Source organism: Streptomyces sp. NPDC054770 (genome assembly GCF_053611985.1).
Window position 1 is genome coordinate 58,164 of sequence record NZ_JBSHBL010000002.1, and the last position, 19,449, is coordinate 77,612.

The following is a 19,449-nucleotide window of genomic DNA, read 5'->3' on the forward strand; positions in this document are numbered from 1 at the left end:
CCGCTGGCCGCCGCAGCGCGGGGCCGGGGCGCGGGCCCCGTTCGAGTTCGGGTCCTCGCCCACGAGCCGGAGGAGTGCGGCGGCCGGGGCCCGGGCCGCGGCCCGCTTCCAGCCGAGCAGGGCCGGGACGGTGGCGGTGTTGTCCAGGATCGTGCGGTGCGGGAACAGGCCCACCTGCTGGATGACATAGCCGATCCGGCGCCGCAGCCGGACCGGGTCGACGGCCGCGACATCCTCGCCGCCGACGAGGATCCGGCCCGAGGTCGGTTCGATCAGCCGGTTGACCATCATCATCGTCGTGGTCTTGCCGCAGCCGGAGGGGCCGACGAGGGTGACGAGTTCACCCTCGGCCACCTCGAAGGAGAGGCCGTCCACCGCGGTCGTCCCGTCCGCGTACCGCTTGGTGACCTGCTCGAACCGGATCATTCCCACACGTTAACCGCGACCCTCACCGATCGCCTGCGTTGACCTGGGCGCCCGGCTGGTCGCCGCTGACGAGCACCACCTCAAGGCTCCGCGGACCGTGCACCCCCTCGACCCGGTCCAGCTCGATGTCGCTGGTCGCGGAGGGGCCGGAGATCCAGGTCAACGGGCGGGCCGGGTCGAGTCGTTCCAGGGCCTGGGGCACGGAGGACACCACCTGCTCCGGGACCCGTACGACACAGATGTGGTGATCGGGCACGAGGGTGATCCGGCGGCGGCCCTGGTCCGGGCCGCCGTCCAGGACGATCGTGCCGGTCTCGGCGACCGCGACCGCGCAGCCGGTGACCACACTGCCGACCCGGTCGAGTTCGTACGGGGTGGTCTCGGCACGGTCCGCGACCTGCTCGGCCTCGGTCGCTGCCAGCCACTCCGGGGGCAGCCCCGTGGGTACGGCCACCGACTTCGAACCGCGCTCGGCGAGCAACCGCCCGATCGTGGCGGCCAGTTCGTCCTTCGTGCACCGGTGCACGATCGCCCGGTAGTCCGCCAGGTTCTCGGCGAGCAGGTCCACCGTCTCCGCGACGCTCCGCGCGCCGTGCTCCCGCAGATACGCCCGCTCGACGGGCGTGTCCTCGTCCCGTACCTCGGCAAGGGCGCGTCGCACCCGGCCGAGGATCCGCTCCCTGCTGCTCACTTCGCGCCGCCCTTTCCGCCGCCGGTCCGCTGCCACCAGTCCCGGAACGGCTCCGCCGGTACGGCGGGCAGGTCCCGGGTCGCGCTCCACGCCCGGCCGGGGCCCGGCAGTGTACGGGGATGCAGCCGGCGGCTGCGGGAGGCGAGCCGCTGGCCGGTGCGCAGGGCGGCCGGGTGGGAGAACGCCCAGCGGGCCGCGCGCATCGCCGCCCGCTCGGCCGCGTGCCCCTTGGCCGGCTTGAGCAGCACCTTGTTGCCGTCGCGGACCGCCTCGCCGCCCTCCACCACCCGCTCCCGCAGGTGCACCAGCACCTCGGGGATGTCGATGGCGACCGGGCAGACCTCGTAGCAGGCCCCGCACAGCGACGAGGCGTACGGCAGCGAGGCGTCGATCTCGCTCTGCATGCCCCGGAGCTGGGGGCTGAGGATGGCGCCGATCGGGCCCGGGTAGACCGAGCCGTAGGCGTGGCCGCCCGCCCGCTCGTACACCGGGCAGACGTTCAGGCAGGCCGAGCAGCGGATGCAGCGCAGGGCCTGGCGGCCGACCTCGTCGGCGAGGGTGTCGCTGCGGCCGTTGTCCAGGAGCACCAGGTGGAAGGTCTGCGGTCCGTCGCCCTCGGTGGTACCGGTCCAGGCCGAGGTGTACGGGTTCATGCGCTCGGCGGTGGAGGAGCGGGGCAGGGTCTGCAGGAAGACCTCCAGGTCGCGCCAGGTCGGCACGATCTTCTCGATGCCGACGACCGAGATCAGCGTCTCCGGGAGGGTGAGGCACATCCGCCCGTTGCCCTCGGACTCGACGACGACCAGGGTGCCGGTCTCGGCGACCATGAAGTTGGCGCCGGAGATGCCGACCTTCGCGCGCAGGAACTTCTCCCGGAGGTGGAGCCGGGCCGCCTCGGCGAGTTCGGCCGGGGTGTCGGTGAGGCCCTCGGGCGCCGGGCGCCCCCACTCACCCATCTCCTTGCGGAAGATGTCCCGGATCTCACCCCGGTTGCGGTGGATGGCGGGGACGAGGATGTGCGAGGGCCGGTCATGGCCCAACTGCACGATCAGCTCGGCGAGATCGGTCTCGTAGGCCCGGATGCCCGCGGCCTCCAGCGCCTCGTTCAGGCCGATCTCCTGCGTGGCCATCGACTTGACCTTCACGACCTCCGACTCACCGGTCTCCTGGACCAGTTCGGTGACGATCCGGTTCGCCTCGTCGGCGTCCGCGGCCCAGTGGACGGTGCCGCCCGCCGCCGTCACCGCCTCCTCCAACTGGACCAGATAGCGGTCGAGATGCCGGAGCGTGTGGTCCTTGATCTGCTTGCCCGCCTCGCGCAGCGCGGCCCAGTCGGACACCTCGGCGACCGCCTTGGCCCGCTTGGCGCGGATGGTGTGCGTGGCGTGGCGCAGGTTCCCGCGCAGGGTGGGGTTGTTGACGGCCTCGCGCGCGGCTTCCGGGAAGGCCGGCATCCCCAGATAGGTCCCGCTCATACGGCCGGCTCCTCCTCCGTGCTCGCCAGGATCTCCGCGATGTGCACCGGCCGCATCCCGCTGCCGAGCCGGGTCATGGTGCCGCCGATGTGCATCAGGCAGGAGTTGTCGGCCGCGCACAGCACCTGAGCGCCGGTCGACTCGGCGTTGCGCACCTTGTCGGTGCCCATCGCCGCCGAGACGTCGGGGTTCTTCAGCGCGAACGTGCCGCCGAACCCGCAGCACTCCTCGGCGCCGGGCAGCTCCACCAGCTCCAGGCCCTTGACGGCCTGGAGGAGGCGGCGGGGGCGGTCGGCGAGGCCCAGACTCCGCAACCCGTGGCAGGTCGGGTGGTATGTGACATAGTGCGGATAATATGCCCCGACGTCCGTCACCCCCAGGACGTCCACCAGGAACTCCGTCAGCTCGTACGTCTTCGGCACCACCGGCGCCAGCGCCGCCGCCAGCCCGCTGCCGCGCCCCTCGGCCCGGGCCCGTTCGCCCATCCGCGGATACAGCTCCCGCACCATCGCCCCGCAGGACCCGGACGGGGTCACGATCGCCTCGTACTCCCCGAAGACATCGGAGAAATGCCGGGCCAGCGGCTCGGCCTCGTGACGGTAGCCGGTGTTGTAGTGGGCCTGCCCGCAGCAGGTCTGGCCCATCGGGAAATCGACCTCGACGCCCAGCCTGGTCAGGAGTTTCACCACGGCGCGGCCGGTCTCCGGATAGAGCGTGTCGTTGACGCAGGTCAGGAAGAGGGCGACACGCATCGCGGCTCCTAGAGGTCGATCATCGGATGAGTGCAGCGTAATGGGCCGGTGCGATCAGCGGGAGACCCGGTCCCGGTGTGGCGGGTCCTGAGTCGCCACCGGGTGACCGGTGGCGCCTTGTCACCGCGTGGTGAGACGCGCCTCGGCCGCCGCCCAGCGGGCGGTGCCGCCGCGCGGCGTGTACCGGGTCAGCGGCTGGGTGCTCACGAGCAGTCGCCGCATGTCGGCGAGATCGCCGACGACACCGTGCGTGCGGGCCTGGACCAGCACGTTCCCGAGGGCCGCCGCCTCCGTCGGCCCCGCCACCACCGGCAGCCCGCAGGCGTCGGCGGTGAGCTGGCAGAGCAGCGCGTTGCGGGTGCCGCCGCCCACCACGTACACCGTGTCCACCGGATGACCGGCGAGCCGCTGCGCCGTCAGGACCGCCCGCCGGTGGGCGAGCGCCAGCGAGTCGAGAATGCACCGGGTGATCTCACCGGGCGTCCCCGGCACCGGCTGCCCCGAGACCCGGCACGCCTCGGCGATCCGCTCCGGCATCCGGCCGGGGGCCAGGAACTCGGCATCCCCCGCGTCCACCACCGAGCGCAGCGCCGGCACGCCGGCCGCCTCTCGCAGCAGCCCGTCCAACTCCGGTTCGCCCCAGGCCCGTACACACTCCTGGAGCAGCCACAGCCCCATGATGTTGCGCAGATAGCGGACCGTGCCGTCGAGGCCCAGTTCGTTGGTGAAGTTGGCGGCCCGGCTCTCCTCGGTCAGTACCGGGGCGGTGAGTTCGAGCCCGGCCAGTGACCAGGTGCCGGTGCAGATGTAGGCGAACCGCTCGCCGGACGCCGGCACGGCGGCCACCGCGGACGCGGTGTCGTGCGAGCCGACGGCGGTCACCGGCACCGGCCCGGTCAGCCCCGCCTCCTCCAGCACCTCGGGCCGCAGCTCCCCGGCCGGATCCCCGGGCCGCCGCAGCGGCGCGAACATCCCGAGGCCGATCCCCAGCCGGTCCGCGACCTCGTACGCCCAGTCGCGCGTCCGGGGATCGATCAGCTGGGTGGTGGAGGCATTGGTCAGCTCGGTGCCCTGCTCCCCGGTCAGCCAGTACGACAGCAGGTCGGGAATGAGCAACAGGCGCTCGGCGTGCGCGAACTGAGCACTCGATCGCGCGGCCACCAGCTGGTAGAGGGTGTTGAAGGGGGCGTACTGCAGGCCCGTGCGGGCGTAGAGCTCCGCCGCCGGCAGCGTCGCCCACACCTTCTCGGCGACACCCTCCGTGCGGGCGTCCCGGTAGTGCACCGGGTTGCCCAGCAGAGCCCCGTCGGCGTCCAGCAGCCCGTAGTCCACGGCCCAGCTGTCGATGCCGACGGAGGCCACCTGCCCTGCGGCCCGCAGACCGTCCAACACCCCGGCGTACAGGGCGAGTACGTCCCACCGCAGCCCCTCCGGCACCCGCACCGGCCGGTTCGCGAACCGGTGCGCCTCGGCCAGCTCCAGCGAGTCCGGCCCGACCCGGCCGACCATGACCCGCCCGCTGGACGCGCCCAGGTCGACCGCCGCATACGACCTCGGCGAGCTCATCGCAGGAACGCGGCCGCCACACCCGCGTCGACGGGCACATGCAGCCCGGTGGTGTGGCTGAGCTCTCCGCCCGTCAGCGCGAACACCGCGTTCGCCACATGCTCGGGCAGCACCTCACGCTTGAGGATGGTCCGCTGCGCGTAGAACTCGCCCAGCTTCGACTCCTCCACCCCGTACACGGCGGCCCGCTGCGCCCCCCACCCACCGGCGAAGATCCCCGACCCGCGCACCACACCATCCGGGTTCACCCCGTTGACCCGGATCCCGTGCTCACCCAACTCGGCCGCCAACAGCCGCACTTGATGAGCCTGGTCGGCCTTCGTCGCCGAGTAGGCGATGTTGTTGGGCCCGGCGAACACGGCGTTCTTGGAGGCGATGTAGACGATGTCACCGCCGATCCCCTGCGCGATCATCACCCGGGCCGCCTCCCGCGACACCAGGAAGGAACCGCGGGCCATGATGTCGTGCTGGAGGTCCCAGTCCCGCGCCGAGGTCTCCAGCAGCGGCTTGGAGATGGAGATCCCGGCGTTGTTGACGACGAGGTCGACCCCGCCGAAGGCCAGCACGGCGGCCCGGAAGGCGGCGGCGATCTGCTCCTCGTCCGTCACGTCGACGGTGACCGCGACGGCCTTGTCGGCCCCGCCGAGCTCCTCGGCGACCCCGGCCGCGCTCTCCGCGTTCAGGTCGGCGACCACGACACAGGCACCCTCGGCCGCCAGCCGGTGCGCGATCGCCTTCCCGATCCCGCTGCCGGCCCCGGTCACCAGCGCGACCCGGGTCGCCAGCGCCTTCGGCCCCGGCATCCGCCGGAGCTTGGCCTCCTCCAGCGCCCAGTACTCGATCCGGAACTTCTCCGACTCCTCGATCGGCGCGTACGTCGACACGGCTTCGGCCCCGCGCATCACGTTGACGGCGTTCACATAGAACTCACCCGCGACGCGCGCGGTCTGCTTGTCCTTCCCGAAGCTGAACATGCCGACGCCGGGCACCAGCACGATCGCCGGGTCGGCGCCGCGCATGGCGGGGGAGTCGGGCAGGGCGTGCCGCCGGTAGTAGGCGGCGTACTCCTCCCGGTACCCGGTGTGCAGTTCGCGCAGCCGCGCGACCGCCTCGTCCAGCGGAGCGGTCGGCGGCAGGTCGAGCACCAGCGGCCGTACCTTCGTCCGCAGGAAGTGGTCCGGGCACGAGGTACCCAGCGCCGCGAGCCGCGGATGTCCGGCCCGCGCCAGGAAGTCGAGGACGACGTCGGAGTCGGTGAAGTGGCCGACCTGCGCCCGGTCCTGGGAGGCGATCGCCCGGACGTACGGCGCGAGGGCGGCGGCCCGCTCCCGGCGCTCGGCCTCGGGCAGTGCGTCGTACCCCGCGAGGACGGGCCCGAACGGCTCCGCCTTCCCGCGCTCCGCCAGGAACTTCTCGGCGGTGCGGATGATGTGCAGCGAGTTCCGCTCGCACTCCGCGGAGCTGTCGCCCCAGGCGGTGATCCCGTGCCCGCCGAGGACACACCCGATCGCCCGCGGGTTGGCGGCCTTGACGGCGGCGATGTCCAGGCCGAGCTGGAACCCGGGCCGGCGCCACGGCACCCACGCCACGGTGTCCCCGAAACACTCGGCGGTGAGCTTCTCCCCGTCCGCGGCACAGGCGAGCGCGATGCCGGAGTCCGGGTGCAGATGGTCCACGTGCGGGGCGTCGACGAGCCCGTGCATCGCGGTGTCGATGGAGGGCGCGGCCCCGCCCTTGCCGTGCAGGCAGTAGTCGAAGGCGGCGACCATCTCGTCCTCGCGGTCGACGCCCGGATAGACACCGGCGAGCGCACGGAGGCGGTCGATCCGCAGCACCGCGAGCCCGCCCTCGGTGAGCGTCCCGAGGTCCCCGCCGGATCCCTTCACCCACATCAGCTCGACGTCACCACCGGTGACGGGGTCGGTGGCGGTGCCTTTGGCGGAGGCGTTGCCGCCGGCGTAGTTCGTATTGCGGGGATCAGCACCCAGCCGATGGGACCGGGCGAGGAGGGCGGCGGCTTCGGAGTGGATGGTCATGGGCTTCCTAGCGGTTTCGATGAACGGTATGACAACACGCCGCGAAAGGGACGCGGAGCAGCATCGACCTGTGGCTCGGCCCGTCGCGTCCATGATGCCGACGCTCTTCGGCCAGGTCCGGCATGACCACCTCTGAACACTGCTTGAATCGTTTCAGGGAAGCTATCCACAGTGCTCCGGCGGCGTCAAGACGTCTGCGTGCCCGCCTTCCGGTCGGTTCGTGAAAGGCGAATCCCCCGCGTCCGAAACCGCGAGGCGGGGGGTGTCGACCTTGCAATGTTGTGAAACGTTTCATCCCCGTTTTCGAAACTCCGGGGCGGCCGGACGCCCGACCGTGTGCACCGCCGAGGTCCGGCCGGACGGCGTCCCGCTCACCGCCTGACGCCGCTCTCCTCCCCGCTCGTGGCCGCGCCCCGGCTCATGGCGAGCACGGCGTCACGGCGGCTCAGCGCGCCGAACGGCGAACCGCCGGCCGGGTCCGGGCTGCCGTGGATCCAGGTGGGGCCGTCGGCGAGGTGGGCGAGCGCCTCCTCCGCGACGTCGTAGGGGTCGGCGAGCTCACCGCCGTAGGACTCGCCGCCCGCTTCGCGCATCCGGCGGTGGGTCGGGGTGTCGGTCCTGCCGAGCACGAGCCCCAGAACGTCCACACCGCTGCCCCGCCACTCCGCCCACAGGCTCTCCGCGAGGACCAGGTCGAAGGCCTTGGAGGCACCGTAGGCGGCGAGCGTGGCGCCGCCCGCCCAGGCCGCACCCGAGGTCACCAGCACCACGCCCCCGCGGCCCCGCGCCGTCATCGGGGCGCCGAAGCGGTAGGCCGCCTCCAGTACGGCGGTGCAGTTGCGGTGGACCAGTTCCAGGTGGCTGTCGAGGTGCTTGTCGAGGAAGGCGGCGCTGCGGGTGTCGGCACCGGCGTTGTAGACGAGGAGCCCGACCTCCAGGTCCGCGGTGGTGCGTTCGAGTTCCGCCAGGGCGCCCGCGGCACTGAGGTCGAGCGCGACCGTGCGGACCTCGACACCGTGCCGGGCCCGGATGTCGTCCGCCGCCTCCTCCAGTACGGGGACCCGGCGGGCCACCAGTACGACGTTGATGCCCCGCGAGGCCATTCCGTGCGCGAAGGCGACACCGACCCCGTCGGAGCCGCCCGCGACGATGCCCCAGGGGCCGTATGCGCAGGCTGCGTCGGTCACATCGGTCAACGTCGTCTCCCTCAAGGTTTCTCCGGCCAAGGTTTCTCCGGCCCGTCGGCCGGTTCCAGTACCTGCTTCTCCACCGCGTCCGACGCCAGCACCGCCCCGATGATCCCGAGGTCCGCCCCCGCGCCCCGCGCGACCTCCCGCACCACGGCGACGTCCTTCGCCATCAGGTCCGCGAGCCGCTCCGCCACCGCCGCCACCGAACCACCCCGGGCGACGACGTCCAGGGCGCGGCTCGCCCCGCTGCCGTGCCGCACCGCGTCGAGGACCGTCCGCTCCTCGACCCCCAGCGAGCCGGCCAGACGCACCGCGTCGATCACGAGGCCCACCTGCGCGACGAACAGCGCGTTGTTCACCAGCTTGACCCGCTGGCCGTTGCCGGCCGGCCCGACCCACAGGACCGGCGAGGCGTACGCCGCCAGCAGCGGGCGTACGTCGTCCAGGACCCTTTCGTCCCCGCCGATCCACAGGGTGAGCCGGCCCGCGGCGATGTCGTGCGGGCCGCCCGAGAGCGCGGCGTCGAGGACCCGGATCCCGCGCTCCGCGCCCGCCTCGACGAGCAGTCGGGCGGTCGCCGGATCGGAGGTGGTGTGCTGGACGAGTGTGGCCCCCGGCCTCATGGCCGCGAGGGCACCCTCCGGTCCGAGACACACCGAGCGCACCTGCTCGTCCGTCAGTACCACGACGAACACCACGTCCGCGTCCCGGACGGTCTCCGCCACCGTCCCGGCCCAGGTCAGCCCGTCGGCCGTGGCGGCGTCCCGGGCCTGCGGACGGCGTGCCAGGACGGTGACGTCGTGCCCCGCGGCCAGCAGCCGGCCGGCCATCGGCCTGCCCATGCGGCCCGCGCCGACGAATCCGATCCTCACCGCGTACGGCCGGACTCGGGCGGCGGTGCCAGCATCTCGCGGGGTCCCGGGGAGCCGTCGAGGTTGGCGTTGATCCGCTCGGCGATGCGCCAGCCCCGCGCGGTGCGCACCCAGCGCCAGGTGTTCGCGGAGACCTGGAAGACCCAGAAGCGGCCGGCGTCGGCGTCCCAGCGCAGATGCAGCGCGTGGCTGCGGCCGGTGGCCTCGTCGCCGTCGACGACGATGTGCGGCACGGTCAGGACGTGACCGCAGCCGTTGCCGATCACGCTCTGGTGGCCGGCGCCGTGGACCATGCCGAGGATGTCGTCCCGGCCCTCCATCCGCAGGTGCGGAACGGCGTGGAAGACACCGTCGTCGGTCCAGAGCCCGGCCGCCGCCTCCCCCGAGCCGCTGTCGACGTCGGGCCCGTACTGGGCGACGAGCTGCATGATGTCGACCTGGTCCTGAAGGTCGCGGACCTGTGCCGCCAGCCGCGTGACGGTGGCGCGTAACGCGTCGATCTCAGTCATGTGGGCCCTCTCTGAAGCCGGGTCAGGGCACGACGACGATGCGGGCCGGGCCGTTCGCGTCGCGGGCGGCGTCGAGTGCGGCGGGCACCTCGTCGAGCCCGACGGTTCCGCCGAGCAGCGGACCGACGTCGAGGCCGCCCGAGCAGACCGCCTCGAACGCCTCGTCCCAGTCGGTCATCGACGGACCGCCGCCGAACTGGACGTTGAGGCCCTTGCGTTTGGCGGTCAGGGTGTGCAGGCGCTCGCCCTCCGGCGGCCCGCCCACGGAGAAGATCCGGGTGCCCCGCTCGCACCCCTTGATGATCGAGTCGAGGACGCCGGGGACACCGACGCACTCGAAGACGACGCAGCCCGGCAGCCCGGTCACCGCCGCCATCAGGTCCCGCGCCGACCCGGCCGTCCCCTCGGCCACGTCACGCCAGGCCCGGAACGGCGAGATCCCGGCGGGATCGACGACCACGTCGGCCCCCATGGCCCGGGCGGTCTCGCGGCGCCCGGCCACGAAGTCGACCGCCACGACCGGCCCCACCCCCAGGTGCCGGAGCCGTGCGATCACCGACAGGCCGATCGCACCGCAGCCGACGACCAGCGGTACCTCCCCGGCCGTGACCCGGGCGCGTGACGCGGTCGACCAGCCAACCGAGATCGCGTCGGCGACGCACACCACCTCGCTGGGCAGGCCGGAGACCACGACCCGGGTGATGGCCTCGGTCAGCAGCAGGTACTCGCCGAACCCGCCGGGGGAGTCCGGGTTCTGCCCGATGATCCTGCGCCCCGCCGCGGTGGACAGCACCGGCAGCGAACTCACCCGGGTGCCGACGGGGATACGGCGTTCGGTGCCGGGGCCGTAGCCGACCACCTCGGCGCAGTACTCGTGGCCCATCACGATGTCGACGTCCTGGTCGTACGTCGACATCCCGCTGTCGTCGTCGGCGCCCGCCTCCGGATGGTCCATGAAGTGCAGGTCCGACGCACAGATCCCGCAGGCGAGCGACCGGACCAGGAGCTGTCCCGGTCCGGGAACCGGGTCGTCGACGATCCGCGTCTCGACCGTCCCGCCTCGCAGCACAGCAGCCCGCATCGGCTTCTCCACTTCGCGAACCGAACCCGGGGCACGTCACCGTCCGGGGCCCGTCTGCCAGGGGACTCTAGCGAGGAGAGGGGAGTTATAGAAGACCGTCTCCTGAAATTACGGGAGGGGGCTGAGAGCGCACCAGGTCACTACGATGGCCCGCATGACCGAGTCTCGCCGTCGCCCGGGCCGTCCCCGGGACAGCAGCATCGACGAACGGGCTCTCGCGGCGACGCGCGAACTGCTCGTCGGGCGGGGCTTCGAGGCGACGACGATCCAGGCCGTCGCGGAGCACTCGGGTGTGCACGCGTCAGCCATCTACCGCCGCTGGCCGTCCCGGATCGAGCTGATCGAGGAAGCCACGTTCCCCGGGCTCAGTCCGCTGGGCGTCCAGCCGACGGGGGATCTCCGCGCTGACGTCCGCCGGTTCATCCGCGCCTATCTGGCCGCCTTCAACGCGCCGGCGGCACGTGCGGCCGCGGCCGGCCTCCTCGCCTACCACCAGGCGTCGCGGCGCCCCCGGCCGCCGGAGCTGGACCTGCGGGTGTCGGCCCGGCCGCAGTTCGAGGACATCCTGCGCGCCGCACCGCCCGGAAGCGTCGACCCCGCCGTGGACCCGGACGACGTCTTCGACATGCTTCTCGGCGCCGTTCTGGCCCGCACGCTCCTGCTCAACGTCACCACGCGACAGCGTCCCGTGGAGCGCACCGTCGAGATGGTGCTCCGGCTGCTCCGCCCCCTCGGCACCGGAGCGGCCACCGCGCCGGACGCGTGACCGGCGGCCCGACAGGGGCATCGACCCGGGCGGGGACGGCCCCCTCCGATCGGCACACCGCGGGCGCCGTCGCCGACAGGCCCTAGGCGAGTCGCGGCAGTTGCCTACGCCCCCCACCCGGCCTGCTGTCCGCCGACGCGTTCGGTGACGATCTTCTCGGCCCAGCCGGACCGGGCGTAGGCGGCGACGGGGTCGGGGTCCAGCCCCGTTTCCTCGCGCACTTCGCGCAGCAGGGGTCGCACGTCCGTGTTGTAGGCGTCCATGAGCACCGCGTTGGCCCCCAGCACATCCCCGGCAGCCTGCGCCTGCGCCAACGCCCCCCGGTCCACCAGCAACGCCTTCGCCGTCGCCTCCTGGACGTTCATCACCGACCGGATGATCGCCGGGATCTTCGCCTCGATGTTGTGGCACTGGTCGAGCATGAAGGCCACCTCGGCGGTGAGCCCGCCCCCGCGTACCACCTCGTACATGATGCGGAACAGCTGGAACGGATCCGCGGCCCCCACCATGAGGTCGTCGTCCGCGTAGAACCGCGAGTTGAAATCGAACCCGCCGAGCTTCCCCTCCCGCAGCAGCGTGGCGACGATGAACTCGATGTTGGTGCCCGGCGCGTGGTGGCCGGTGTCGACCACGACCTGTGCCTTCGGCCCCAGCTTCAGGCAGTGGGCGTAGGCCGTCCCCCAGTCCGGAACGTCGGTCGTGTAGAAGGACGGCTCGAAGAGCTTGTACTCCAGCAGCATCCGCTGCCCCTCGCCCAGCCGGGCGTACACCTCGGCCAGCGCCTCGGCCAGCCGGTCCTGCCGTGCCCGGATGTCGTCCTGGCCGGGATAGTTGGTGCCGTCGGCGAACCACAGCTTCAGGTCCGCGGACCCCGTCGCGTCCATGATGTCCACGCACTCCAGCAGATGGTCGACGGCCTTCCGGCGCACCGTCGCGTCCGGGTGGCAGATGCTGCCCAGCCGGTAGTCGTCGTCCTGGAAGGTGTTGGAGTTGATCGCCCCCAGCCGCAGCCCCCGCTCCTCGGCGTGCTTGGCCAGGTCCGCGTAGTCGTCCACCTTGTCCCAGGGAATGTGCAGCGCCACCGTCGGCGCGGCCCCGGTCACGGCGTGCACCTGCGCGGCGTCGTCCAGCTTCTCCTTCGGCGAGCGCGGCACGCCCTGCTGGGCGAACACCTTGAAACGGGTCCCCGAGTTTCCGTACGCCCACGACGGCGTTTCGACGGCCTGGGTCTTCAGCGCGGCCTTCACCGCGGCGAGGTCGGTCACTTCGGGGCTCCTGGGGGATCGCAACGAGGTTCGGAACGAGGTTCGGAACGACTGCATGGTGAAACGATTCAGAACCGCAAAGTATGAGCCCCTCGCAGGGGTGTCAAGCGTTCCGACCAACCCCGTTCTCCGTGACTCCGCCGTGACCTAAGGCTATCGAAATTTTTTCGACACGGACCCATTGACGTGACATGCCCCTGGTGCCTACGGTCCCGGCAATCCAGTTGAAACCTTTCACGACGCTGTGAGGGCGGTCAGTGCCGCCTCGCCGGTGTCGTCGAGGAGCCCCCATGACCCACCCGTCCGACACGGGACCGGCCCCGGTGCTGGCGCTGAAGGACGTCTCCAAGTCCTTCGGTGCCGTGCGCGCCCTGCGGGACGTCTCCCTGGAGCTGTTCCCCGGCGAGGTGCACGCCCTCGCCGGGGAGAACGGCGCGGGCAAGTCGACGCTGATCAAGACCCTCGCCGGAGTGCACCGACCGGATGCCGGTCAGGTGCTGCTCGACGGCGAGCCCGTCGTCTTCCACGGCCCCGGCGACGCCCGCGACGCCGGAATCGCCGTGATCTACCAGGAACCCACGCTCTTCCCCGACCTGTCGATCGCCGAGAACATCTTCATGGGCCGCCGGCCCCGGCGCACCCTCGGCCGGATCGACCACAAGGCCACCCGCGCGGCCACGGCCGCCCTGATGAAGCGGCTCGGCGTCGCCCTCGACCCGGACCGCCCCGCCCGCGGCCTGTCCATCGCCGACCAGCAGATCGTCGAGATCGCGAAGGCGCTCTCCTTCGACGCCCGGGTCCTGATCATGGACGAACCGACGGCGGCCCTCACCGGCAGCGAGGTCGCCCGCCTCTTCGGCGTCGTCCGAACCCTTCGCGACCAGGGCGCGGCGGTGCTCTTCATCTCGCACCGCCTGGAGGAGATCTTCCAGATCTGCCGGCGGGTCACCACCCTCCGGGACGGCGCCTGGATCGCCAGCGAACTCGTCGACGGCATGACCGAGGACGACCTCGTACGCCGGATGGTCGGCCGCGACCTGGACGAGCTGTACCCCAAGCAGGACGTCCGGGCCGGCGAAGTCGCCCTGGCCGTACGGCGGCTGACCCGCGAGGGGGTCTTCACGGACGTCTCCTTCGAGGTGCGGTCCGGCGAGATCGTCGGCCTCGCCGGACTGGTCGGCGCCGGCCGGACCGAGGTCGCCCGCGCCGTGTTCGGCGTCGACCGCTGGGACGCCGGTGAAGTCGAGGTCAGGGGACGGAGACTGACCAACGGCGCACCCTCCGTCGCGATGTCCGCGGGCCTGGCCCTGGTCCCCGAGGACCGGCGCGCCCAGGGCCTCGTGATGGGCATGTCCATCGAGCGGAACATCGGCCTGACCGGACTGCGTACGACCGTCCGGGCGGGCCTCGTCGACCGGGGCGCCGAACGCAGCCGGTCCCTCGACTGGGCGGTCCGGCTCCAGGTGAAGTACGCCCGGATCGCCGACGCCGTCTCCACCCTCTCCGGAGGGAACCAGCAGAAGGTCGTCCTCGCCAAATGGCTCGCGACCGGGCCGAAGGTGCTGATCGTCGACGAGCCGACCCGCGGCATCGACGTCGGTACGAAAGCCGAAGTCCACCGGCTCCTCGGCGAGTTGGCCGCCGACGGGGTCGCCGTTCTGATGATCTCCTCCGACCTGCCCGAGATCCTCGGCATGGCCGACCGCGTGCTGGTGATGCACGAGGGCCGGATCACCGCCGAGATCCCGCGCTCCGAAGCCAGCGAGGAAACCGTGATGGCCGCAGCCACGGGGAGGGCCGCCGCATGACGGTGACCACCTCCGAACCGACCCCCGTCGCCGAGGCGCCCGAGTCCGCCGGGACCCGGCTCGTCGACCGCGTCTTCAAGATGCGCGAACTCGCCATCCTGGTCGTCTTCCTGGCGATGATCGCCGTCACCCAGGCCGGCAACAGCGAGTTCCTCTCCGCGCAGGGCATCAAGGACCTGCTGCTCAACGCCACCATCCTGGTGCTGGTGGCCACCGGCCAGTCCCTGGTGGTGATCACCCGGAACGTCGACCTGTCCGTCGGCTCCACCCTCGGCATCACCGCCTTCGCCGCCGGCGACTACCTGCACGGGGGCGGCAGCACGGTCGTCGCGATCCTGCTCGCCGTGCTGCTCGGCATCGGCTGCGGACTGCTCAACGGGCTGCTGGTGAGCCTCGGTCAGGTGCCCGCGCTCGTCGTCACCCTCGGCACCCTGTACATCATCCGGGGCGTCGACTCCATCTGGGTCGGCTCCCGGCAGATCACGGCCGGCGATCTGCCCGGCTCCTTCGTCGACTTCGGCTCCGGCGGGCTGTCCGCGATCCCTTGGCTGGCGCTGATCGCCCTCGCCGTCCTGGTCGCCACCGCCTACTACCTCAAGCACTACGGCAGCGGACGGGAGTTGTACGCCCTCGGCTCCAACCCGGAGGCCGCCCGGCTGGCCGGCATCCCGGTCCGCAAGCGGATCCTCACCGCCTACACCTTCTGCGGCGCCCTCGCCGGACTCGCCGGGGCCATGTACCTGGCCCGGTTCGGGAACGTCGACTCCAGTACCGGCAACGGCTACGAACTCACCGTCGTGAGCGCCGTGGTGGTCGGCGGCGTGGTCTTCACCGGCGGCTCCGGGAGCGTGTACGGCGCCGCGCTGGGCGCGCTGCTGCTCACCTCCGTCAACAGCGTGCTGCCCGCCCTCGGGGTCAGCTCGGTGTGGGTCCTCGCCATCAACGGCTTCCTGCTGCTGCTCGCCATCGCCGTCGACCGGATCGTCGCACTGCGGGTGGCCTCCGCCCTGAAGAAGAGGAGCGTCCGCCATGCCTGACTCCCTGACCCGCGCGGTCCGCTGGGACACGGTCGTCGGTGCACTGCTGATCGTCCTCCTGCTGTTCTCGTTCGGCTTCGTCGACGGCTTCGGGAACTCCCTCAACCTGTCGTTCCTGATCGGCAACACGCTGCCCATCGCGCTGATCGCCCTGCCGATGACACTGCTGGTCGTCGCCGGCGAGATCGACCTCTCGGTCGCGTCGACCGCCGGGCTCTCGGGCGCGGTCATGGGCAAGCTCTGGAACGAGGGGATGGCGATCGAGACGATCATCCCGCTGTGCCTGCTGCTCGGTGTGGTGTGCGGGCTGGTCAACGGACTGCTGGTGACCCGGCTGGGGCTGCCGTCGCTGGCCGTCACGATCGGCACGCTCGCGGCCTACCGGGGCATCGCGCAGATCGTCCTCGGCTCCGACGCGGTCACCGACTTCCCCACGCAGTACCAGGACTTCGCGGCGGGGCGGCTCGGCGACACGTTCCTGCCGCGTGCCTTCCTGCCGTTCCTTGTGCTGCTCGTCATCGCCGTGGTGGTGCTGCACGCCACGCCGTTCGGGCGGTCGTTGTTCGCGGTGGGGGCGAGTGAGGAGGCGGCGCGGTTCGCGGGAATCCGCGTCAAGCGGAACAAGCTGGTGCTGTTCGTCGCCACCGGGTTCATGGCTTCCCTGACCGGGATCTTCTGGGCCCTGCACTACGCCAGTGCGCGGTACGACAACGCGACCGGGCTTGAACTCTCCGTCGTGGCGGCGGTGTTGCTCGGTGGCATCGACTTCGACGGGGGCCGCGGCACGTTGGGCGGTGCGATCGCCGGGGTGTTCCTGCTCGGGGCGTTGCAGAACGTCATGAGTCTGCTGAATGTGTCCGCGCAGTCCCAGATTGTTGTGACCGGTGTGTTGCTGGTCGTCTCGGTGCTTGGGCCTCGGGTGGCCCGGCAGATCTCGTTGGCTCGGCACCGGGCGGCCAAGGCCGTCTGAATGCTGCGGGCCGTGTGTGGCTGGTCGCGCCCACGCGGCGGAGCCGCAAATCCAATTCAGTCCCGCGCCCCTGAGGGGCGCGCTTCACGACCCTTTCTCTCAAAGGAACCGTCATGCGTAAGTCATCCCTCCGGCGTGTCTGTGTGACCGTCGCCGCTGTTTCCTCTCTCGCTCTCTCTGCCACCGCCTGCGGCGGCACCACCAAGAACAACTCCGGCAGCGACGAGTCGTCGGCGGCCACCTCCACCGCCAAGGCCGACCCGAACGCGGCCCTCAAGAAGGGGCTGACCGTCGGGTTCCTGCCCAAGCAGGTCAACAACCCCTACTTCACCTCCGCCGACAAGGGCGGCGAGAAGGCGCTCACCGAGCTGGGCAGCAAGTACAAGGAGGTCGGGCCCTCCAGCGCCACCGACACCTCAGGGCAGGTCAGTTACGTCAACACGCTCACCCAGCAGCAGGTCAACGCCATGGCCGTGTCCGCGCAGGACCCCGGTGCCCTGTGCACCGCCCTCAAGCAGGCCATGAGCAACGGCATCAAGGTCGTCACCTATGACTCCGACACCAACGCCGGCTGCCGCAACGCCTTCGTCTCGCAGGCCAGCGCCGAGGACCTCGGCCGTACCGAAGTGCAGCTGCTCGCCGAGCAGATCGGGTACAAGGGCCAGATAGCGATCCTCAGCGCCGCGCAGACCGCGACCAACCAGAACACCTGGATCGGGTACATGAAGGAGGAGCTGAAGGACCCGAAGTACAAGAACGTCAAGCTGGTCAAGATCGCCTACGGCAACGACGACGCCCAGCAGTCCTTCCAGCAGACCCAGGGCCTGCTCCAGCAGTACCCGAACCTCAAGGGGATCATCTCCCCGACCACCGTCGGCATCAAGGCGGCCGCCCAGTACCTGTCCGGCTCCAAGTACAAGGGCAAGGTCAAGCTGACCGGCCTCGGCACGCCCAACGACATGCGCCAGTACGTCAAGAACGGCACCGTCGAGGGCTTCGAGCTGTGGGACCCGGCCAAGCTCGGCGACCTCGCCGCCCGTACCGCCGTCGCGCTCGTCTCCGGGCAGATCACCGGCAAGGAGGGCGAGACCTTCAAGGCCGGCGACACCACGTACACCATAGGCAAGGACGGCGTGATCAACCTCGGCAAGCCGACCGTGTTCGACGCGAAGAACATCGGCCAGTTCAACTTCTAGAGCGGGAGCGGTACTTCATGCAGCGCGTCTGTTTCCTCCTCAAGGTCCGGCAGGACCGCCTCGCCGAGTACCGCGAACGCCACGCCGCCGTGTGGCCGGAGATGCGTGCGGCGCTCTCCGCCACCGGCTGGCACAACTACTCGCTCTTCCTGCGCGACGACGGCCTGCTGGTCGGCTACCTGGAGACCGAGGACTTCGAGGCCGCCCGCGCCGGCATGGAGGCCACCGAGGTCAACGCCCGCTGGCAGGCCGAGATGGGCCCCTTCTTCGAAGCCCTCGACGGCGCCCGTCCCGACGAGGCGATGAAGCCGCTCACCGAAGTCTTCCACCTCGCCTGACCCGTCCCCCCAAGGAGCCGTTCGTGAAAAGACGTACCATGCTCGGCGCCGCCCTACTCGGCACCGTGGCCACTCCCGCCTTCGCCGCCGGCACCGCCCGCGCCGCCGACCCCGGACCGTCCGTGAACAAGCAGCAGAGCACCCAGCTCGACCCGCAGGCCGTCTTCTTCGTCTCCTACGACGGTCTGGTCAACAACAACTCCTTCCAGAAGAACGGCCTGTTCAGCTACCAGGGCTACCAGTACGCCGGCTGGTACACCTCGACCGGTCACGCGGTGATCGGGCGCCGGGTGCTCGGCGGCACGTCGTGGTCGACGGTCACCCTCGCCCACCGGCTCAAGTCCAGCGACTCGCACAACGTCATCTCCATGGGCGTCTCGAAGACCGACGGCCGGCTCCACATCAACATGGACTCGCACAGCGACGGCTTCTTCTACGTGAAGTCGGTCGCCGGCCTGCTGGACAACCCCGGCTCCACGCCCTGGACGTCGGCCGTCTTCGGCGCCGTACAGACGTCTCTGGACGGGGTGTCGCTCACCTCCCAGTTCACCTACCCGCAGTTCGTCGCCACGCCCGAGGGGAAGCTCCAGCTCAGCTACCGGGTGGGGATCTCCGGGAACGGCCGCAACGCCCTCGCGGAGTACGACGGTTCGGGCTGGACCGCGCTGGGGGAGTGGAGCAGCTCCACCGGGACGTACACGAGCGAGCACGGCTCGTCCACCGCCCGCAACATGTACCTGCACGGCATCGACTACGACGTCGACGGACGGCTGCACGCCTTCTTCACCTGGCGTGAGCAGAGCGCCGCCGTGATGTGCAACAGCGGCGGCATCACCAACCACGACACCGGCTACGTCTACTCCACCGACCGCGGCCGCACCTGGCGCAACGACGCCGGCACCCTGGTCGCCACCACCGGCACCGCGGACACCGTCGCCGTCACCGACCCGGGACTGGTGGTCGACTCCCTCAACCCCGACCACTCCCTGATGAACCAGGAGAGTCAGTGGACCGATTCCGCCGGCCTCCCGCACGCGATCATCAGCTACGTCCCCGGCCGCTTCGGGCAGTGCACCACCGACTACGTCGCCGACCGCACCGCGAACGGCCGCGCCTTCCACCTCCGCAAGAACTCCGCCGGCGGCTGGCAGAAGACCGAGATCCCGGTCGCCCTGAACTCCAGCCAGCGCACCAGGCTGCTCCTGGACAAGTACGACAACGCGTATGCGGTGTTCCCCTACGGCCGGATAGCCGGCGCGTCCAAGGCTTCCGGATACTCCGACTGGGCACTGCTCTACGACGGCGGCGACCTCAACGCCTTCGGCGAGGTCGTCATCGACGAGATGCGGATCAGGACGGACAACGTGCTGTCGTTCCTGTACCAGGAGACGTCGAGTGGTACGACACCCTCCGCGCTCCATGTCATCGACTTCGCCCTGCCCGGCTGAGCCCGGCCGGGGTGCGAGTCATG

Annotated in this window: 18 protein-coding genes; 7 read left to right on the top strand and 11 right to left on the bottom strand. The window is 71.1% G+C overall.

Features of this window, described 5'->3' with window-relative positions:
• From ACWGKQ_RS02820 to ACWGKQ_RS02865, 10 genes are all read right to left on the bottom strand, one after another.
• Positions 1–426, bottom strand: a 426-nt coding sequence (locus ACWGKQ_RS02820; RefSeq protein ID WP_453290062.1) for an ATP-binding cassette domain-containing protein, incomplete at its 3' end; no start/stop codon positions are given.
• Positions 427–448: 22 nt separating this feature from the next.
• Positions 449–1,117: a LutC/YkgG family protein gene (locus ACWGKQ_RS02825; RefSeq protein ID WP_453290063.1), complete on the bottom strand. Its 669-nt coding sequence runs from the start codon at positions 1,115–1,117 to the stop codon at positions 449–451.
• Positions 1,114–2,592: a LutB/LldF family L-lactate oxidation iron-sulfur protein gene (locus tag ACWGKQ_RS02830; protein WP_453290064.1), complete on the bottom strand. Its 1,479-nt coding sequence runs from the start codon at positions 2,590–2,592 to the stop codon at positions 1,114–1,116. Before ACWGKQ_RS02830 ends, ACWGKQ_RS02825 begins: the two co-directional genes overlap by 4 nt.
• The gene (locus ACWGKQ_RS02835) at positions 2,589–3,344 is read right to left on the bottom strand and encodes a (Fe-S)-binding protein (protein WP_453290065.1); all 756 of its coding nucleotides are present in this window, start codon (positions 3,342–3,344) and stop codon (positions 2,589–2,591) included. Before ACWGKQ_RS02835 ends, ACWGKQ_RS02830 begins: the two co-directional genes overlap by 4 nt.
• A gap of 120 nt (positions 3,345–3,464) precedes the next feature.
• A complete protein-coding gene (locus ACWGKQ_RS02840) occupies positions 3,465–4,910 on the bottom strand; it encodes a rhamnulokinase (RefSeq protein WP_453290066.1) in 1,446 nt (481 codons plus the stop codon).
• Positions 4,907–6,946 (bottom strand): bifunctional aldolase/short-chain dehydrogenase, encoded by a 2,040-nt coding sequence (locus ACWGKQ_RS02845; RefSeq protein ID WP_453290067.1) that lies wholly within the window; start codon positions 6,944–6,946, stop codon positions 4,907–4,909. The genes ACWGKQ_RS02840 and ACWGKQ_RS02845 overlap by 4 nt, the downstream gene beginning before the upstream one ends.
• Positions 6,947–7,317: 371 nt before the next feature.
• The gene (locus ACWGKQ_RS02850) at positions 7,318–8,133 is read right to left on the bottom strand and encodes an SDR family NAD(P)-dependent oxidoreductase (RefSeq protein ID WP_453290269.1); all 816 of its coding nucleotides are present in this window, start codon (positions 8,131–8,133) and stop codon (positions 7,318–7,320) included.
• 20 nt (positions 8,134–8,153) lie between these two features.
• The gene (locus tag ACWGKQ_RS02855) at positions 8,154–9,008 is read right to left on the bottom strand and encodes an NAD(P)-dependent oxidoreductase (protein WP_453290068.1); all 855 of its coding nucleotides are present in this window, start codon (positions 9,006–9,008) and stop codon (positions 8,154–8,156) included.
• Entirely contained in the window at positions 9,005–9,517 is a 513-nt protein-coding gene (locus tag ACWGKQ_RS02860) for a nuclear transport factor 2 family protein (protein ID WP_453290069.1), read from the bottom strand. The genes ACWGKQ_RS02855 and ACWGKQ_RS02860 overlap by 4 nt, the downstream gene beginning before the upstream one ends.
• A gap of 22 nt (positions 9,518–9,539) precedes the next feature.
• Positions 9,540–10,598, bottom strand: a complete 1,059-nt coding sequence (locus ACWGKQ_RS02865) for a zinc-binding dehydrogenase (RefSeq protein ID WP_453290070.1) — start codon at positions 10,596–10,598, stop codon at positions 9,540–9,542.
• A gap of 154 nt (positions 10,599–10,752) precedes the next feature.
• On the opposite strand from ACWGKQ_RS02865, the gene ACWGKQ_RS02870 reads away from it, so the two are divergent.
• On the top strand, positions 10,753–11,364 hold the full coding sequence (locus ACWGKQ_RS02870) for a TetR/AcrR family transcriptional regulator (RefSeq protein ID WP_453290071.1): 612 nt from the start codon (positions 10,753–10,755) through the stop codon (positions 11,362–11,364).
• Positions 11,365–11,468: 104 nt separating this feature from the next.
• Here the strand turns inward: ACWGKQ_RS02870 and rhaI are convergent, their stop codons facing one another.
• Positions 11,469–12,629 (bottom strand): L-rhamnose isomerase, encoded by a 1,161-nt coding sequence (gene rhaI / locus ACWGKQ_RS02875; RefSeq protein WP_453290072.1) that lies wholly within the window; start codon positions 12,627–12,629, stop codon positions 11,469–11,471.
• Between the two features lie 290 nt (positions 12,630–12,919).
• On the opposite strand from rhaI, the gene ACWGKQ_RS02880 reads away from it, so the two are divergent.
• From ACWGKQ_RS02880 to ACWGKQ_RS02905, 6 genes are all read left to right on the top strand, one after another.
• Positions 12,920–14,437 carry a sugar ABC transporter ATP-binding protein gene (locus tag ACWGKQ_RS02880; RefSeq protein ID WP_453290073.1) on the top strand — a complete coding sequence of 506 codons (1,518 nt, stop codon included), beginning with the start codon at positions 12,920–12,922 and terminating at the stop codon, positions 14,435–14,437.
• On the top strand, positions 14,434–15,474 hold the full coding sequence (locus ACWGKQ_RS02885) for an ABC transporter permease (RefSeq protein ID WP_453290074.1): 1,041 nt from the start codon (positions 14,434–14,436) through the stop codon (positions 15,472–15,474). The genes ACWGKQ_RS02880 and ACWGKQ_RS02885 overlap by 4 nt, the downstream gene beginning before the upstream one ends.
• Positions 15,467–16,444, top strand: coding sequence for an ABC transporter permease (locus tag ACWGKQ_RS02890; protein WP_453290075.1), 978 nt, complete (start codon positions 15,467–15,469; stop codon positions 16,442–16,444). The genes ACWGKQ_RS02885 and ACWGKQ_RS02890 overlap by 8 nt, the downstream gene beginning before the upstream one ends.
• Positions 16,445–16,557: 113 nt before the next feature.
• Positions 16,558–17,640 (top strand): rhamnose ABC transporter substrate-binding protein, encoded by a 1,083-nt coding sequence (gene rhaS / locus ACWGKQ_RS02895; protein ID WP_453290076.1) that lies wholly within the window; start codon positions 16,558–16,560, stop codon positions 17,638–17,640.
• A 17-nt stretch (positions 17,641–17,657) separates the two neighbouring features.
• Positions 17,658–17,978, top strand: a complete 321-nt coding sequence (locus ACWGKQ_RS02900) for an L-rhamnose mutarotase (RefSeq protein ID WP_351486648.1) — start codon at positions 17,658–17,660, stop codon at positions 17,976–17,978.
• Positions 17,979–18,001: 23 nt separating this feature from the next.
• On the top strand, positions 18,002–19,426 hold the full coding sequence (locus ACWGKQ_RS02905) for a BNR repeat-containing protein (RefSeq protein ID WP_453290077.1): 1,425 nt from the start codon (positions 18,002–18,004) through the stop codon (positions 19,424–19,426).
• Positions 19,427–19,449: the final 23 nt, after the last annotated feature.

Coding starts and splice junctions, on each gene's coding strand:
- ACWGKQ_RS02830 (WP_453290064.1), bottom strand. CDS start 2,592: ATGAGCGGGACCTATCTGGGGATGCCGGCCTTCCCGGAAGCCGCGCGC.
- ACWGKQ_RS02835 (WP_453290065.1), bottom strand. CDS start 3,344: ATGCGTGTCGCCCTCTTCCTGACCTGCGTCAACGACACGCTCTATCCG.
- ACWGKQ_RS02840 (WP_453290066.1), bottom strand. CDS start 4,910: ATGAGCTCGCCGAGGTCGTATGCGGCGGTCGACCTGGGCGCGTCCAGC.
- ACWGKQ_RS02845 (WP_453290067.1), bottom strand. CDS start 6,946: ATGACCATCCACTCCGAAGCCGCCGCCCTCCTCGCCCGGTCCCATCGG.
- ACWGKQ_RS02860 (WP_453290069.1), bottom strand. CDS start 9,517: ATGACTGAGATCGACGCGTTACGCGCCACCGTCACGCGGCTGGCGGCA.
- ACWGKQ_RS02865 (WP_453290070.1), bottom strand. CDS start 10,598: ATGCGGGCTGCTGTGCTGCGAGGCGGGACGGTCGAGACGCGGATCGTC.
- ACWGKQ_RS02870 (WP_453290071.1), top strand. CDS start 10,753: ATGACCGAGTCTCGCCGTCGCCCGGGCCGTCCCCGGGACAGCAGCATC.
- ACWGKQ_RS02880 (WP_453290073.1), top strand. CDS start 12,920: ATGACCCACCCGTCCGACACGGGACCGGCCCCGGTGCTGGCGCTGAAG.
- ACWGKQ_RS02885 (WP_453290074.1), top strand. CDS start 14,434: ATGACGGTGACCACCTCCGAACCGACCCCCGTCGCCGAGGCGCCCGAG.
- ACWGKQ_RS02890 (WP_453290075.1), top strand. CDS start 15,467: ATGCCTGACTCCCTGACCCGCGCGGTCCGCTGGGACACGGTCGTCGGT.
- rhaS (WP_453290076.1), top strand. CDS start 16,558: ATGCGTAAGTCATCCCTCCGGCGTGTCTGTGTGACCGTCGCCGCTGTT.
- ACWGKQ_RS02900 (WP_351486648.1), top strand. CDS start 17,658: ATGCAGCGCGTCTGTTTCCTCCTCAAGGTCCGGCAGGACCGCCTCGCC.